The organism is Betaproteobacteria bacterium, assembly GCA_016709965.1.
In the GTDB taxonomy this organism is placed as follows: Bacteria; Pseudomonadota; Gammaproteobacteria; order Burkholderiales; family Rhodocyclaceae; genus Azonexus; species Azonexus amarohabitans.
On the sequence record JADJLT010000006.1, the window covers coordinates 526,655 to 541,395 of the forward strand.

Consider the following 14,741-nt stretch of genomic DNA (forward strand, 5'->3'; position numbering starts at 1 on the left):
CAGTAGGCTAGCACCATTCTGGCCGGTGGGGAGCGGGCAATGAATGGTGGCGAACTGAGTGTGCACTTTACCAACAGCGTGCTGGTCACGGTGGTGGTCGCGCTGATTGTTCTCTGGCGCTACCGGCAGGCCATCCTCGGCGGCATGATGCAGGGCGAGGGCGCGGTGCTGCCGCTTCCGGCGGCGCCGATGCTCGCCGAGGTCAGAAACGCCGCGTGCGACCTCCGTGCTTACGAACGTTCGATGCGCTGGCGGATGGTCGCCGCGTGGCTGTCTACCACCCTGGTTTGCAGCCTGCCGATGTCCATTGCCTACCTGTGGGCGAGTGACATGGGCTTGTCACCGGCCCAGATTCTCGCGATGACGTTTTGTCATTCGCTGGCTGCCTTGCCGATGATCGCCGTCTCACTGGCGCTGACACCTTTGAGGATTATCGGCGGCCTGATCGCGATGATGCTTTCCTTTGCCGTGCTCGTGCTGGCAGCCGCGGCGACCCAGCGATTGATTGGCGGGCGGCCGGTCGACTGGAAAATATTTGGCCTTTTCTGGCTGTTCTTCCAGATGGCCTGGAACCAGCTCTGGATGGCCGGGTTGTTCTGGCTGATGTCGTGGCCGGTGCGTCTGCGCGGCGTGGCACCGATCACCTTTGCGGCCTTGCTGGTCTTCGGCTTGGCGCCATTTGCCGGCACCCGCCTGACCTTCCTGTTGGCCGGCACGGAGTTTGGAACACCGTGGGTGCTCAAGCTTGGGATGAATGGGGTGTTCATGCTCATCGCCCTGCCGGTCGGCTGGCTGGCCTGGTTGCGCCTGCGCCGGCTGGCCAGCGATTACGAAGCCAAGTGCTTTTCCGATGTGCAACTGCTGGCCCGTACCTGGTGGCTGATTCTGGTGGCCACCGTGGGTCTTGAGATGATCACCGCCACCAACCGTCCGATTTTCGCTTTGCTGATGACGGTGGGGGCGATCGCCATGTTCGCGCCGGTGAATCACTGGCTGATGAAGCGATTTGGGGTCAGCAGCAAGGCCGCAGCCGGTCCGGCGCGGACCTTGCTGCTGCTGCGCATCTTTGGCTACACGGCGCGCACCGAGCGTCTGTTTGATCGCGTGGCTGCCCGCTGGCGGCTGATCGGGCCGGTCACCATGATCGCCGCGCCGGATGTCACCGCCCGTACCATCGATGCCGGCGACTACCTGCGCTGGCTTACCGGGCGGGTCGATGATCTTTTCGTCACCTCGCGCGCCAGCCTGGATGCCAAGCTGGCAACGCTGGACTTGGCGCCCGACCCCGACGGGCGCTTTCGTATCAACGAGTTCTGCTGCCGTGATTCCAGCTGGCAGGCCACCATCGTTGAACTGATGTATCGCGCCGATGTGGTCATTATGGATGTTCGCGGCATCACGCAGGCGCGGCGCGGCTGCGAGTTCGAGCTGCAGCAACTGGCGCAACGGCTACCGCCGCAGCGGCTGGTGCTGGTCATCGACGACAGTACCGACCGGGCGGTCCTGAGATCCGCCTTCGGCCCAGGCTTGAGCGACGTGCGCATGGTCGAGGTTCGCCGCAATCGGGATGCGGACAAGGCGTTTGATGCGTTGATTGATGCGGCAGCCTGAGAAGCCTGCGCGAAAAAATTTCAGTTTTGGCCAGATTTTCCGGTTGACCGCAGCAAGCCGTGCTGCACGACAATCAGGCCGATCACGAAAGTGGCAATCAGTAACCATTTGCTGCTGGCGACCACGCCGGCCAGCAGGTAGGCGCCCGGCATCGGGTGGGCACCATAGGCGATGAAGCTGAGGTGGAGCAGGTTTTCGCAGGCATCCAGCGCGGCCGCTGCCGGCAATGCCCAAATCAGGAAATGGCGTGCCGACGGGCCAGTTTTGTGTCGGCGAGTGACGTGCCTGGCCAGCAGATAGCCGAACACGCCATAGCTTGTCAGGAAAGAAAAATCGATGAAAAAGTGGGTCCGGAACAATTCCACACCGTTCGGCCCCCATTGTGCGAGAACGGCTTTGAAGGCCGCTTCGTCAAAGGTGAGCTGGATGACCGGGATGCTAGGCGACAACGGCGACGAATGAATGGCCATGGCCACGAATAGAATGAGCGTCAGCGCGCCGGACAGCCAGAGCCGACGATTGATTTTCGGCCCTTCAGGCTTCAACGCCCGTGCAAAGCGGGCCGACAGCCAGGATTCTTTGCTCACGCGATTGATATCAGTCGACCACAAAGTTCAACTTCCCTTCCTTTTTCGCTTCCACCACAAGAACCACTCTACACCAGCATACAGCGCCAGCGCGCCGAAAATGACGCCGCGCGCCACTTCGATCTGGTTAGTGGCATTCGGCGCCAGGGTGCCGATCGCATATTTGGTCGAGATGACGGTAGCGACGATGAACAGCAAGGCGCGGAGCGCCACGTTGCGCCAGGCATAGGGGCGGCCGATGGCATCGGCAAGGCGCCCGGCATCCTGAATCCACGCTTCGTCGCGCAGGCTGAGCGCCTGGCGATTGACCAGGGTGCGCAATTCTTCCGGTAACGAGCCAAAACTCGGCAATTCGGCCCCCTGAAGCAAGACCGGGATCACGCGCTTGCCAAGGCGTAGCGCGGTGGCGATCTCGATGCGTACAAAATCCGGCTCCGGCCGGGTATGGCGCCTGGTCAGCTCGGTCAGCCACTGCTTGCCGATGAGCACCACGACCACCCCGGTTTCGGCCAGCTCCCGCTTCAGGACCACCTCAAAATCCTCACCGGCCGGGATATCGTCCGCATCGCGAAAGACGCAGGCGGCCCCCAGCAGGCTTTCCAGCGCGTCGGCCAGCCGCCCGGCTTCACCCGTCGTATCGCTGCGCCGATAACTGATGAAGACCGGATTAGCCATGCAAGTCCCGCGCCCCGCCCGGATTCACAGAATGCTCAGGGGTTCCCAGATGCCCCCCTTGTCGAGATGCGTTTCCGCGGAAACCGTACCGGGGAGCAAGGTCCTGGCCGGGCCCGAAGTGCCTTTTTGAAACTCGTAAATCAAGGCCTGTGCATGGTAGCCCTCGCCATAAGGCAGGGCGCCTATCGATGCCGGCAGCGAGCGGGCGCCGCCACCGGCCCAACCCTTGATCTGCGCTTCACTCGGCGCCGTGGCCGACTGTACCCACGGCGCATCGGTGACGACAAAGACAATCGCCCGGTAATAGCCGGCCGGCGCATAAGCCAACGCCTTGATGAAGGTGAGCAGCGAAAGGTTGCCCACAGACGGTGTGCCGATCTTCCAGCGATCTGCCCCGGACATCGGGGTGCCGTCCGCCTTGATCTGCTCCAGTTGCGTCGCCAGCGCAAAGCCGCGCGGCACGGAGTAATAGCTTCGCTGCTCGTAATGCGCCAGACGCAGCGCCTTTTCAAACTTGTCGGCAACATCGGCCAGATCGGTCGTCGGGCCGGTGCGCAACCATTTGTCGGGGATCGACTGCTCGGCCGATGCCTTGGGGGGAGGCCAATCGAATTGGGGAATGGATGCTGCACTTTCCCCAGCCGTTGGCTTGGCCGAACTGCCATGGCCGATCGCAGCAGGTTTGGGTGGTGGTGGAGGGACGACAACCGATGCCGGCGGTGGCGGCGGTGGCGGTACAGGCATGGCAGCGGGTGGCGGTGGCTCAGCCCCCGTGCGCGACTCCTGTGGCGCGCGGGATTGCTGACAGGCAGTCAGCCCGGCAAAGGCGAGCAGGGTGATCAACAGCCGCCAAACGTTGCGGCGCTCAAGAAAATGGCAGGAAAACAGGCGGACCATAGAAGCCTCCCTTGTACGAAAATCTACCGGCGAAGTGGCCGGCCTTCATGGAGCGCTTCCCCCAAAAAACAGAGGGCTGATCAGCAGCCTACGAATTTTTTGGGTGGGAGGCAAGGACGATGCTAGGGAGCAGCGCGCCCATGCTTAAATTATTTCCGAAATTTCTGGTTGGCCACAGGATTAAATATCTACATAGGAAGCAATTGGCTTTAGATTTGCATCTTTGTCCATCATTGCCTAATCAGCCGAATTGTTCGCAGGTGCGGAAATACTCCTTTCCGCGAGAATTTTATTGTGTTTGAACCTCGGTTAAGTTCGAGTACCCCGACAGATTCCCAACGTGTCAAACACCAACTTTCACTTTGTTCTGCCAACGCGCCGGTAATTACTCGCTGGTTGTTAACATCAACATCGACTAGCCTCTTGGGGGCATCCGTGGGTTCATTTGATGCGTATTCGACGAGTAGCTTGTATTGGCCGCCTCTACGAAGATTGGCACGGTAGTACACGGCATTTAGAGGCACTTCCTTCCATGGTGGTTGGTTGTAGACGAGTTTGTATGGGCAAACTCCACTGGGGTCTCTAAAAGTGTTGCTACTGACACCTTCCGTATACAGGAAGTCACTAGCGTCAAACACGATTACGTCATCTGGTGGGGGGAACAGGGTTGAGTGAACATAGGTTATTGCAGACGCGATAGCAGAGAGACCGATAAGGAGCGAATTGATTGCTTTCGCATTTGGCTCATTTTTTATCCAATCCCATAGCAATTCTGGTTTTAATCGTGGCATTTGTTTAGTATTGTAAAATCCAGCAATTTTTACGTTTGACCATACCAAAGCGGTACTTATATTCTGCAAAAAGCAAACTAACGTCGCCACGCGGATAACGTTGAGTAAATTTCCGGGGTGATTCTTACACCTATGTTATTTTGATTTGAACCATAAGCGTGAACTGCAACAACAATTCGATTCATGTTTTTATCAAAATAAAAAACAGGGCTTCCACTTTGACCTGGCTCTGTATCGAGGCCGTAGGTTACTGTGTTTGGGGTTAGCTCTAAAATTCTTCCGGCATTAAACCATTGAGTTCCCATAGGCTTGTCGTCTGGATAGCCTGAGTTATTCACGATCAAATTTGTTAGTTGTTGATCCGGCCACGCTGCAAAACCAAAAGACCCTAATTCTCCCAAGGAGCCACTCAGCCAAATTACACCTAAGTCGTAATTTGGGTCGCCATCACTCTTCCATTTCGGGTGTACTCCAAAACTAGTACTAATTTCGTATCCGAAAGGAACTGCATCTCCTGACCGTGCCGGCATCACCCAGACTCTAGTTGTTTCGTGGTTATACATAGAGCTAAATAAATTATGGCCCGCTGTAAAAACAGTTTTCGGTCCTGCAAGCCAACCAGTTCCTTTTAGCATTCTTCCACTTGATCCTTCCATGACGATATGACAGATACAACGCCAAGGAAGTTGAGTGGTGTCATGAATCTGCTGGCGGTCGTCTTGTCCAAAAGTGAACTCCGGTGTTGCGAATGCAATGTCATTGGCACTACCAAGCCTTGGATCTCGTAGTCTAGGTGGTACTCTGCCACCTTTGAAACCGGAAGCTAACGCGAGTACCGTGTTGAAACCCGGGACTTGTTCTACACGCCCTCCATTGTTGGTTTCCACCATAAATGATGGAGTTATCAATTGGTCGCTATCAGAGTCAATTATTTGGCCGTTAGCAATTTTATTGCTATTTTTTCGGGTCATTTTTGTCTCCCGATAGAGCCATTCTCAGCGGGGGTTATTAGTCCATCTGATGTGATCTTCGTATTGTTTATTGCTGGCGCTGGGTTTTTGTCGTTTGAATTTATTGTGGGTAATTGAGGAAATATGTTTTTATAATTGTTGTATCCAGCCTTTACTGTTAATAATAGATTGGAATTCTTCCCTTGTGAAATTAGCCCTGAAGCTTCTGGTTTAGATTCGTTTTTAAGCTGCGCTAACTGATCGTTGATATCCTTTTTGGCTTTTGCTTCCTCCAGTAATTGGCGCTCCAATTCGACTGATTTACGACTCGTATCTATTTTTAGCTGGATTATCTTACTTGTTGACTCGACGATTGCATCGTAGACATCTAGGGGCCATGACACTATAGCAAGTGCAGAACTAGGTTTATCTGCCTCGTAACTCTGGACGACGCCATCTTTCAAAACGAGTGTGTGCTTTACTTTAACGAAAGGCTGTCCTTCTAATGGCAGGCTAATTATTGGACCACAATCTGGTAACAGTACTATTGTCTCCCTTGTAATACCTAAAAAAGACGCCTTTACCATTTGCGGCACTACTCCACGATGAAATATGCCGTTGACTTCTGTGATCGAATCGCTCGACTGTGTTGGCGCCCCATGAAGAGCAGTTACAGAAACCTCGAGGGATGTTGACCCTCGGGTTGTGTTCTGTGCCTGAGTCTGTATTGCTTTGTAGCTATCGCAAATATTTATTTCTAGCGCTGAATTATTTGCTCGCAAGGCTTTTGTGCAAAGCTCTACCTTGTTTTTTAGGTATTGACTAATTTTATTTGTCGAGTCAAGGTTTTTTATTTCAACAGTGCTGTCGCATTGCGGAACAACAACACCCTCAAGGATAACTGTTCCCTGATCACCTTCAGAACTTTCTGCGCGAATAATATTAGCCGCAATCGTTTTAAGAATCTCTCCAGTTTCATCTTTGCTTTCGATGGTTACTGTTTTTAGAAGTGAAGTTTTTGTATCCACTTCTATTTTTACATTATCACTGCTTGTCGGCTTTGATAGGTATTGCAGAGAATATGATTGTTTTGGATCACCCATTGTAATGGGGTTTAATAGGTTCAATCGTAATTCGCCAGTTCCAGAGTCTACTACTTGGTAGGCAATATTTGATTGCGGGAGCATGTAATGAATCCCAATGTTGCTACGTGCGGTATCTGTGATTTTGGATGAGTGTATTACGCCGCAACCAGATATTATGGCTGCACATGTAGAAACACCAACTCCAAAAAAAATGGTAAAGTTATAGGTCATTTAATTTCACCGTTGGATTGTTTATATTGTATAAAAATGGACCCTACACGATATTTTTGTGCGCAGTCTTATTCCAATTATTATTTGTGAGGATGCTTGGCGCATCACCCAAATAAGGTACGGGTTTTCACTTGGGCGGCTTCTATCCCATCCCTGCCAGTTTCACCACAGCACAAACGAGTTCCCCCTGCCGATGCGTTCCCGTCTTTTTAAACACGGTCCGCAACTGTGTCCGTACCGTATCGATACTCAATCCTCGTGACTTAGCATTTTGTCATGCATTGGTTTTGTAGGCATGTGACTTGTGCGGTTTGGGGCGACTGGGTCGAGGTCGGCTTCGGCCAGGGATGAATTTCTGAAGGTTTTTGGTGATTTCGGCGAACAGCTCAGTGGCAATACGAGCGCTCATGCGCACGACGCCTGCGAGCACGCGGGGCAGGAGGCGACGAAGATGAGTGAAGGCGATGGTGCGATTGACCCGCCACGGTGAGTCCGGCGCAATGTGTTGCTCGGTCGCAAGATAGGTGGCCAGGGCATTGAGGTTGTCACACACCATCTTGGCGCCGATATCCTGGCAGGCGGCCAGCCAAGTCAGGCCGGACGTATGCTCAAGACTCAGACGATGCTTCAGGCGCTTGAAAGCCTCCTCGATACGCCAGCGCCGGTGATAAAGATCGGTGAAAGCCGTTGCCGGATAGCTTGCGGCATCGAGCAAGGACGTCATGAGCACGCGCACCTTGCCTGCCGGCGTCACCTGACGAATCAAGCGCACGGTCGACGCCTGGCGCGGGCACTCATAATCGACAGCATCCTGGCGATTCGGCGGCGGCAGCGTCACTACGGCCTCGTCCTGGCCGGAACGCATGAACTGGGTGATGGCCGCAAAAGTCGACGAAGAGTCGCAACGCATGCAGAACGGAATCCCCCGGTGGAGCAAGGCCGCAACCAGCCAGGCCCCCGGGTAACCGCGATCAAGCACCAGCATGTCCTGGTCGCCAAGACGGTCGAGACGCTCGAACAACATCTGCCGCTCGCCGACCAGCGGGCTGTGCAGGATCAGCGAATCGAACAACTCGATGCCGGGGCGAAACAAGCCGAACAAGGTGCCCTCGCGAATGCAGCGCTTTCCCGCCCGGTCAAGCAAAGTCAGGCGCACCTTGGAAGCGTCGGCGGCCAGAACCCGCAATCCCAGCCAGAGCGGCTGAGCGGGAATGCATTCGTCGATCAAGCGCAGCAATTCATCATTAAGCGGATCGAAGACATTGGCCCAAAGGCGGCTGCGCGCCTTCGAGAATGCGCTGGCGGTGACCACGCGACACAAGCGGGTTCGCCGCTCCAGCAAGGCAAAGAAAGCATCCAACTCGGCCTGCACTGCCCCACGGACGCCGGAGAGCAGAAAAGCGATCAGGCAGGGGAAGGTCAGATCGCGGTGACGAGTGAAATGTTGGGGGTTCCGGCGAGCCGCTTCAAGGAACGCGGTGCTCTGGATAAAGGTGGCGAGCTGGGAAAGTATGTTGACATATTTAGGCCGTCATATTTAACCTATTAATATCAATTAGTTAGATCGCGAATTATACCGCAACGCGGTCAGTCGCCACGGGTGGCGATGAAATATGCAGAACTGCTAAGTCACGAGGATTGTATCGATACTTACCCCTCGCGCTTCGCCGATGGCTTCTAAGCTTTCACCATTCCCTAGTCTCTCGGTCATTTCGGCTTCAGCCAGCGTTAATCCGTATAAGCGTTGCAGTCGCCCACGTATTCCACGGCCGAGGTGATGCATGGGGTTCATGCGCAAGAGGGCGAGGTTGGGTTTGCCGTTAAGTGGGGTGGCGGTGGCGAACCATGTGTCGTCGTGGGTGAGAATCAATACTTCAGATTCGGTACGCTGACGCAGGCAAGCGAAGACCACTTTTTGCAACTGTTTTCGAACCGAAATTTCAGCAGAAATTTTGGTTTTGCTGTCGAATAGTGTTGTCCATGCCGAGCCTCGATGCTCGCGTGCGGATGGGTTGGCCCAGGCGATAGTGAGGTGGCCGTCTACGACTGCCAAAGGCAGGGTGAGTTGGGCGGCGATGTCACAACTGCGGCGGGCGTCATCGCCGCGTGCATCGAAGCCTGTTTGGGGGGGTAGGGCATTACCGATTCGCCAGTGGTGGATGTGGCGATCCAGTTCGGTGCCAAGTGCTATTGAAAATGGCTCAGAGCCACGAAAACGCTGAACGCCGATCATGCGTAGCGTGCCGTCCGGCTGCCGCCATTGGGCAGCGATGACGTGGTCGATGCCGTGCGGGCGAAGGTAGTCGTTGCTCAGTTCGCGCTGGGCCAGATAGGCCGGATGAATGGTGGTGTCGAGGACGATGGCGCGCCCGTCGGGGCGATCGGCAAGCAACTTGGGCAGCGGGTCCAGGCTGCTGAAGTGGTGCTGATATTCGAGGACAGCGCTCTCAGTATGGCCGTTTCCAATAAGGCTGTGGCTACCATCCGGATGAATCGTGAGCATGCCACTTGCCTCGGCGCCTAGCATATTTGCGATATGTACCAGCCATTGTTCAGAGTTTGCATCGGCAGCTGCGTTTGGCATATGGTTAGCCTTGGGCAGGGCGGCTAGCTATACGCGGATGCTTCCAATCTCTGCTTGGCGGTGTTGCCAATAACGACCGTATGGTCTCATCGCAACAGTTTTTGAAAAAACGGTTGTTAGCAGTGCTCATTCCATCTCCCCCTCGTGTCGGATGACTCTGGAGTATTTCTTTTGGATATTCTCCTGGTTTGACATGTGGGTATTTGGCACGGTTCCGTAGAGACCGCTGATTTTTATGCTTTTTGCTAAATATTTTTTCGATTCTCCGAGGAGCTCTGGGTTGAATGGGGGGGCGGCTTGGCATATTCCAAACCACGAGTGCATGACCAAGATTCAACTTCCTGCCGGATGTGACCTATTTCCTGGGTGGGTCGGAAGGAGTTGCCCATAATCGCGGACATGATTCATCTGCAACCAGGTTTCGATTTGCTACGGCTTCTCCCCTTTATCCTCTTTTTGATGGCCGCGGTGTCCGGTTCGTCGGCGCGCGCCGACGTGTTTGAGGAGGCGCCGCGGGTGCTTGCTGCGCTGGAGCAGGGACGAGCAGCCGAAACAGGCAAGGGCGTCAGCAAGAATCTGCAAGAGGCCGTCCGGCTGTATTGCGATGCCGCTACGATGGGTGGCCCGGAGGGATATTTCAGGATCGGTCGTTTGCTGGCCACGGCGCCCGGCAGCATGCGCAATCCGCGCCTGGCCAATGCCTATCTGGCCATGGCGGCCAGTCTGGGCAGCCAGGAAGCGCTCAAATATTACGACCCGCAACAGAGCAATGCCGAGCTGGAAGGCGATTGTCCGGCGGCGGGCGGGATGGATTACGCCGATTCAGGATTCGATGTGGATGCCTACCTGCGCAAGCAGTCGGCGGCCAAGCAGCAGATTGCGGGCCTGATTCGCAAGGTGGCAGCCAAATATCAAATCGATGCGCGATTCGCACTGGCCATCGCCATGGCCGAATCCAATCTTGACCCGACCGCCGTTTCGCCGAGCAACGCCCAGGGCGTCATGCAGCTGATTCCGGCCACGCAGGAACGCTTCGGCGTGACCCGTCCGTTTGACCCCGAGCAGAACATCAAGGGTGCGCTGGCCTATATCCGCTGGCTGGAAAAACGCTTTGCCGGCGACTGGCGTCTGGTCGCCGCCGCCTACAACGCCGGCGAGGGCGCGGTCGATCGCCACAACGGCATTCCGCCCTACGCCGAAACTCAGCAATACGTTCGTCGCGTCATGCACTTCTCGGGCATGGCGCCGAAGCGGCCGGGCATCACCGCGATGTAGCTTGGCGTTTGAGCCGAAATTTCAATTTTGGCCAAAATTTCCGGTTGACCGTGGGATGGGGCTGGGCAAAGGGCCGACCGCCACAAAACTCACTGCGATTGCTTTGCCGACTCAAAGGCGGCGCCCGCCGCGCCACGGAAATCGGTGACTTCGGGCAGACCCTTTTTCAAGGCCTTGTCGCGGGCAAGTTGGTGATTCATATCCGCTGCGAAGAAAGTAACGGATTTGCCCGCAGCCTTGGCCGCCAGCATTTCGTCGCGCGCAATGTCGCCGCCACCGAAACCGATGATCGCCGAGCTGTTGGCGATGATTACGGCCGATGTTGGTGCCAGTTTTTCCGAACTAGGCAATCGCCCGCCCCAACTGCGGTCCTTGACGTAAAAAACGTAATCGACACAGGGTGAAAGCGGCACCTTTTCAGCACGGGCCAGTTGGGAAACGATGCCCATCGTGGTGAAACCTTTCTCCTTGGCCAGTTCGTAAACTGCACCAATGCCGTCTGCCGTGGCGCCAATATTGATCATCGTCTTTGCCGGCTGAAAGTTGTCGAGCAGTTGCCCGGCCTGCGCCAGCATGGCGTCAGGGACTTCATAGCCGGCCCCTGAGTAGCCGACGAAGCTTACGACGTTACGCCGTTTGGCGTGAACGAAGGCCTTGATCGTGGCCGATGTCGCCGTGCGAATTACCGGTGATCCATCGCAGGCCGATGTCATGGATGGATTGGCGAACCAAAGCCCCGCCAGAATGGGGCCGACGGCGGATAGCGGACTTGCAATGGACATGGCGTTTCCCATAAGAGGGTTATGAATGTTTGCGTCGGTTAATCAATTGCCAGCGGAAATGATGAAGGAATATCGAGACTGGCGCGAATTAATTCTGCCGGGGAACCGATGTCAATACGCCTGCCGCCCGCGCTGAAATTTCAATTTTCGCAAAAGTTTCCGGTTGACCGTAGATGTTGACCCAAGGCGGCTAGGTACAAATTAAAACTTGCGTCGGGGATTAGTTAAGATTTGGCCACAGCAGTTTCACGCGCGCCAAGATGAGAGGCAAGAGCGCAAATCCCAGTAGCATGACCAGATAAACGCTGCCCGAAACCGGATCACGGCTAGCCAGGTACTCACCCACCGAGCGCTCCGCCAAGACCAGCGCCAACAGCAACTCCGCGGCAATCGCCAAGCCCAGGGCGACAAATCCTACGCCCAGTCGAATGGCTGTATCGAGCGGCAGGGAAAATCGCCGCACGATAAAGCGAGCGGCAAACACGATGACAACGAACTGAACCGGCATTTCAAGTAGTTCGGCCACTCTGGCGCCCAGATGCGGCACGAGAAAGGGTACCCGGATACAACCGAGGAGGAAGCCGGCACCAAACACCAAGCCAAAGTAGGCTGCCCCAGCTTTGAGGATTTTCATGCGCGCTTCCGTTCATGGCGAGACAGTGGAGACTTCAGTGTGCGCCGAATCAGAAGGAAGGGAGCTTTTGGAGCATGAACAAACCGCGAACCTATTTCAGGCAGACCATGACGTGAGGCTTATTTTCGCAGGTGTTCCTGAACATTGAACAGGATGACGGCGATCAGTCCGATCGCCAACGGCAGGGTCAGCATGAACACGATCGCTGCGCCCAGTGAGCCGATCAGGACCGGTGCGATGGTATCGGCATTGTGATAATGCTCGACGATCTGCGCGAAGGTCCATCCTGTCACCCGCCAGGCAATCCAGAAGCCACCGATGCCGCTGGCGATCAATGTTGTCATGTCGTTTAGCCCCAATCGCCGCTGCCGCTCTCGCTGTTTTCGCAACAAGTGGCGCACTAGCCAGTCAATTATGCCGAGAGTGACCAGAAAAGCGGCGAACAGCGCGGCAGGCATGCGCCAATCGGTGGATGGTGAAGGCGCTGTAGCGCCTTGCGGCGATGCTGGGCGTTTGGTGGACGTAGGTTTTTCATCCGGACGATCGGGGCGTTCCGGACGGAAGTTCGGTCGGTCGCGGGGGTAGGCTTCAGCGCATTGGTCGTTGCCGGGTGGGCGCAAGGTGATCGCCTCGGGTGGGCATGGACCGACATTGACAAAATCGACCCCTCCCGCGCGGCAGAGCGCCGCATTGCGCTGTTGGCAGTCTTGCCTGGCATCGGGTACGTCGGCAAGCACGGCCGATGTCATGGTGCAGGCGAAAAGCAAGGCCGCAAGCTGACGCAGCATCATTGACCCCGTAAAAACAGCTTGTCCAGTTGATCCATCGTCAGCTCTGTCCATGTCGGGCGGCCGTGGTTGCATTGGCCGGCGCGCTCGGTTTCTTCCATTTGCCGGAGCAGGGCGTTCATTTCCGGAATCGTGAGCAGGCGGCGGGCGCGGACGGCGCCGTGGCAGGCCATGGTGGCGAGGAGTTCGTTGCGGCGGGCGGTGGCGAGCTGGGTGATGCCGTGTTCGCGTAGTTCAGCAATCAGCGATTTGGCCAGCGCAGCGGGGTCGCCCGATTGAAGCAGGGCGGGGACGGCGCGCACGCCGAGTTGATTGGGGCCGAGCGGGGCGATCTGGAAGCCGAGGTCGGCCAGCGCCTCGGCGTGCTCTTCGACGGCGGCAATATCGAGCGGGTCTGCCGAAAAAACGGCGGGAATGAGTAGCGCCTGGGTGGCTATCTGGCGGTTGTCGAAGGCGGATTTCAGCTTTTCGTAGAGGATGCGTTCATGCGCGGCGTGCATGTCGATCAGCACCAGGCCACGGGTATTCTGGGCGAGGACGTAGACGCCGTGGAGCTGGGCGATGGCGTAGCCGAGTGGTGGTGCTTCGCTGCCTGACGGGAGGTCGGCGGCCGGGCGGCTGATCGTTGCGCTTGACTGGAATTGCGGGGCGAATTCGGGGCGCGGCGTGGGTGACTGGCCGATGTCCTGCGCGGCGCGGGCAAAGGCGAGGTAAGCGGCGGCGGCCGGCTCGGCGACGCCGAGACTGCTTTGATGGCGGAGCGGTGGGGAATATTCGTAATTTGGCCGATTTTCCGGGTTGACCGTGGCAGTCTCACGGTCAACCAGTGACGGTGCACTTTCGGCCTGCACCGCCGTGGCCAGCGTGCGCTGGATGGCGTGGAATACAAATTGGTGCATGGCGCGCGAGTCACGGAAGCGGACTTCGGTCTTGGCCGGATGGACATTGACGTCGACCAGCGCCGGGTCGATGTTGACGAACAGGCAGACGGCCGGCTGGCGGCTACCGTGCAGCACGTCGCGATAGGCTTCGCGCAGGGCGTGGCTGATGATCTTGTCGCGCACGAAGCGGCCGTTGACGAAGACGTACTGGCCATCCTTGGCGTCGGTGGCGCGGGTCGGGTCGATGGCGAAGCCGGCGATGGCGAGCGGGCCGGCCCCGGCATCCACTGCACGGGCGGCACCGAGGAAGTCATCGCCCAGAATGTCGGCAATGCGGCGAGGGGCGTTGGCCGGGGCGAGCTGGAACAGGTTACGGCCGTTGTGGGTCAGGCTGATGGCGACATCCGGCCGGGTTAGCGCCAACCGCCGGACGGCATCGGCGCAGTGGGCGAATTCGGTGCTTTCCGATTTAAGAAATTTGCGGCGGGCCGGGGTGTTGAAATAAAGGTCGCGCATTTCGACGACGGTGCCGGCCATCAATGCGGCGGGTTCCGGTTCGGCGCCCGCATTTGCCAAAGACTCGCCGCGCAGTTTCCAGGCGTGCGCCGCGCCGCGTTCGCGGCTGGTGATGCTCAGGCGGGCGACGGAGGCGACCGAGGCCAGCGCCTCGCCACGAAAGCCCAGTGTGCCGACGCGTTCGAGGTCATCGAGGCTGGCGATTTTGGAGGTGGCGTGCCGGGTCAGGGCCAACGCCAGTTCGTCCTTGGCAATGCCGCAGCCGTCATCGGTGATACGGATCAGCTTGACGCCGCCTTCCTCCAGATGCACCTGAATGGCCTTGCTACCGGCATCGAGGCTGTTTTCGAGGAGTTCCTTGAGGACGGAGGCGGGTCTTTCGACCACTTCGCCAGCGGCAATCTGGCTGATCAGCAGGTCGGGTAGGCGGGCTATCGTGGGCATGGCGGGATTA

The 14,741-nt window shown here is 57.0% G+C and carries 13 protein-coding genes; 2 read left to right on the plus strand and 11 right to left on the minus strand.

The window, feature by feature from the left end:
- The first annotated feature begins 39 nt into the window (after nt 1-39).
- A complete protein-coding gene (locus IPJ12_17000; GenBank protein ID MBK7648793.1) occupies nt 40-1,611 on the plus strand; it encodes a hypothetical protein in 1,572 nt (523 codons plus the stop codon).
- Nucleotides 1,612-1,631: 20 nt separating this feature from the next.
- Here IPJ12_17000 and IPJ12_17005 read toward each other — a convergent pair whose 3' ends face one another.
- From IPJ12_17005 to IPJ12_17035, 7 genes are all read right to left on the minus strand, one after another.
- Nucleotides 1,632-2,198, minus strand: a complete 567-nt coding sequence (locus IPJ12_17005) for a hypothetical protein (protein ID MBK7648794.1) — start codon at nt 2,196-2,198, stop codon at nt 1,632-1,634.
- Nucleotides 2,199-2,225: 27 nt separating this feature from the next.
- Complete coding sequence (locus IPJ12_17010) at nt 2,226-2,873, minus strand: toll/interleukin-1 receptor domain-containing protein (protein ID MBK7648795.1); 648 nt, start codon at nt 2,871-2,873, stop codon at nt 2,226-2,228.
- Between the two features lie 24 nt (nt 2,874-2,897).
- Complete coding sequence (locus tag IPJ12_17015) at nt 2,898-3,770, minus strand: hypothetical protein (GenBank protein ID MBK7648796.1); 873 nt, start codon at nt 3,768-3,770, stop codon at nt 2,898-2,900.
- 868 nt (nt 3,771-4,638) lie between these two features.
- Complete coding sequence (locus tag IPJ12_17020) at nt 4,639-5,532, minus strand: endopeptidase (protein MBK7648797.1); 894 nt, start codon at nt 5,530-5,532, stop codon at nt 4,639-4,641.
- Entirely contained in the window at nt 5,529-6,827 is a 1,299-nt protein-coding gene (locus IPJ12_17025; protein MBK7648798.1) for a hypothetical protein, read from the minus strand. Before IPJ12_17025 ends, IPJ12_17020 begins: the two co-directional genes overlap by 4 nt.
- Before the next feature lie 274 nt (nt 6,828-7,101).
- Nucleotides 7,102-8,316, minus strand: coding sequence for an IS4 family transposase (locus IPJ12_17030; protein ID MBK7648799.1), 1,215 nt, complete (start codon nt 8,314-8,316; stop codon nt 7,102-7,104).
- 135 nt (nt 8,317-8,451) lie between these two features.
- Complete coding sequence (locus IPJ12_17035) at nt 8,452-9,330, minus strand: hypothetical protein (GenBank protein ID MBK7648800.1); 879 nt, start codon at nt 9,328-9,330, stop codon at nt 8,452-8,454.
- A 480-nt stretch (nt 9,331-9,810) separates the two neighbouring features.
- On the opposite strand from IPJ12_17035, the gene IPJ12_17040 reads away from it, so the two are divergent.
- Nucleotides 9,811-10,686, plus strand: coding sequence for a lytic transglycosylase domain-containing protein (locus IPJ12_17040; GenBank protein MBK7648801.1), 876 nt, complete (start codon nt 9,811-9,813; stop codon nt 10,684-10,686).
- Between the two features lie 89 nt (nt 10,687-10,775).
- Here IPJ12_17040 and IPJ12_17045 read toward each other — a convergent pair whose 3' ends face one another.
- The 4 genes from IPJ12_17045 to mutL all read right to left on the minus strand — a co-directional run bounded on the left by IPJ12_17045 (nt 10,776) and on the right by mutL (nt 14,731).
- Nucleotides 10,776-11,468, minus strand: coding sequence for a hypothetical protein (locus IPJ12_17045; protein MBK7648802.1), 693 nt, complete (start codon nt 11,466-11,468; stop codon nt 10,776-10,778).
- Between the two features lie 220 nt (nt 11,469-11,688).
- On the minus strand, nt 11,689-12,102 hold the full coding sequence (locus IPJ12_17050) for a hypothetical protein (protein ID MBK7648803.1): 414 nt from the start codon (nt 12,100-12,102) through the stop codon (nt 11,689-11,691).
- 119 nt (nt 12,103-12,221) lie between these two features.
- Nucleotides 12,222-12,890: a hypothetical protein gene (locus tag IPJ12_17055; GenBank protein ID MBK7648804.1), complete on the minus strand. Its 669-nt coding sequence runs from the start codon at nt 12,888-12,890 to the stop codon at nt 12,222-12,224.
- Nucleotides 12,890-14,731, minus strand: coding sequence for a DNA mismatch repair endonuclease MutL (gene mutL / locus IPJ12_17060; protein MBK7648805.1), 1,842 nt, complete (start codon nt 14,729-14,731; stop codon nt 12,890-12,892). The genes IPJ12_17055 and mutL overlap by 1 nt, the downstream gene beginning before the upstream one ends.
- Nucleotides 14,732-14,741: the final 10 nt, after the last annotated feature.

What these genes read in the sequence shown, in the direction of transcription:
- IPJ12_17000 (MBK7648793.1), top strand. Translation starts at nt 40, where the DNA reads ATGAATGGTGGCGAACTGAGTGTGCACTTTACCAACAGCGTGCTGGTC.
- IPJ12_17010 (MBK7648795.1), bottom strand. Translation starts at nt 2,873, where the DNA reads ATGGCTAATCCGGTCTTCATCAGTTATCGGCGCAGCGATACGACGGGT.
- IPJ12_17015 (MBK7648796.1), bottom strand. Translation starts at nt 3,770, where the DNA reads ATGGTCCGCCTGTTTTCCTGCCATTTTCTTGAGCGCCGCAACGTTTGG.
- IPJ12_17020 (MBK7648797.1), bottom strand. Translation starts at nt 5,532, where the DNA reads ATGACCCGAAAAAATAGCAATAAAATTGCTAACGGCCAAATAATTGAC.
- IPJ12_17025 (MBK7648798.1), bottom strand. Translation starts at nt 6,827, where the DNA reads ATGACCTATAACTTTACCATTTTTTTTGGAGTTGGTGTTTCTACATGT.
- IPJ12_17035 (MBK7648800.1), bottom strand. Translation starts at nt 9,330, where the DNA reads ATGCTCACGATTCATCCGGATGGTAGCCACAGCCTTATTGGAAACGGC.
- IPJ12_17040 (MBK7648801.1), top strand. Translation starts at nt 9,811, where the DNA reads ATGATTCATCTGCAACCAGGTTTCGATTTGCTACGGCTTCTCCCCTTT.
- IPJ12_17045 (MBK7648802.1), bottom strand. Translation starts at nt 11,468, where the DNA reads ATGTCCATTGCAAGTCCGCTATCCGCCGTCGGCCCCATTCTGGCGGGG.
- IPJ12_17050 (MBK7648803.1), bottom strand. Translation starts at nt 12,102, where the DNA reads ATGAAAATCCTCAAAGCTGGGGCAGCCTACTTTGGCTTGGTGTTTGGT.
- IPJ12_17055 (MBK7648804.1), bottom strand. Translation starts at nt 12,890, where the DNA reads ATGCTGCGTCAGCTTGCGGCCTTGCTTTTCGCCTGCACCATGACATCG.
- mutL (MBK7648805.1), bottom strand. Translation starts at nt 14,731, where the DNA reads ATGCCCACGATAGCCCGCCTACCCGACCTGCTGATCAGCCAGATTGCC.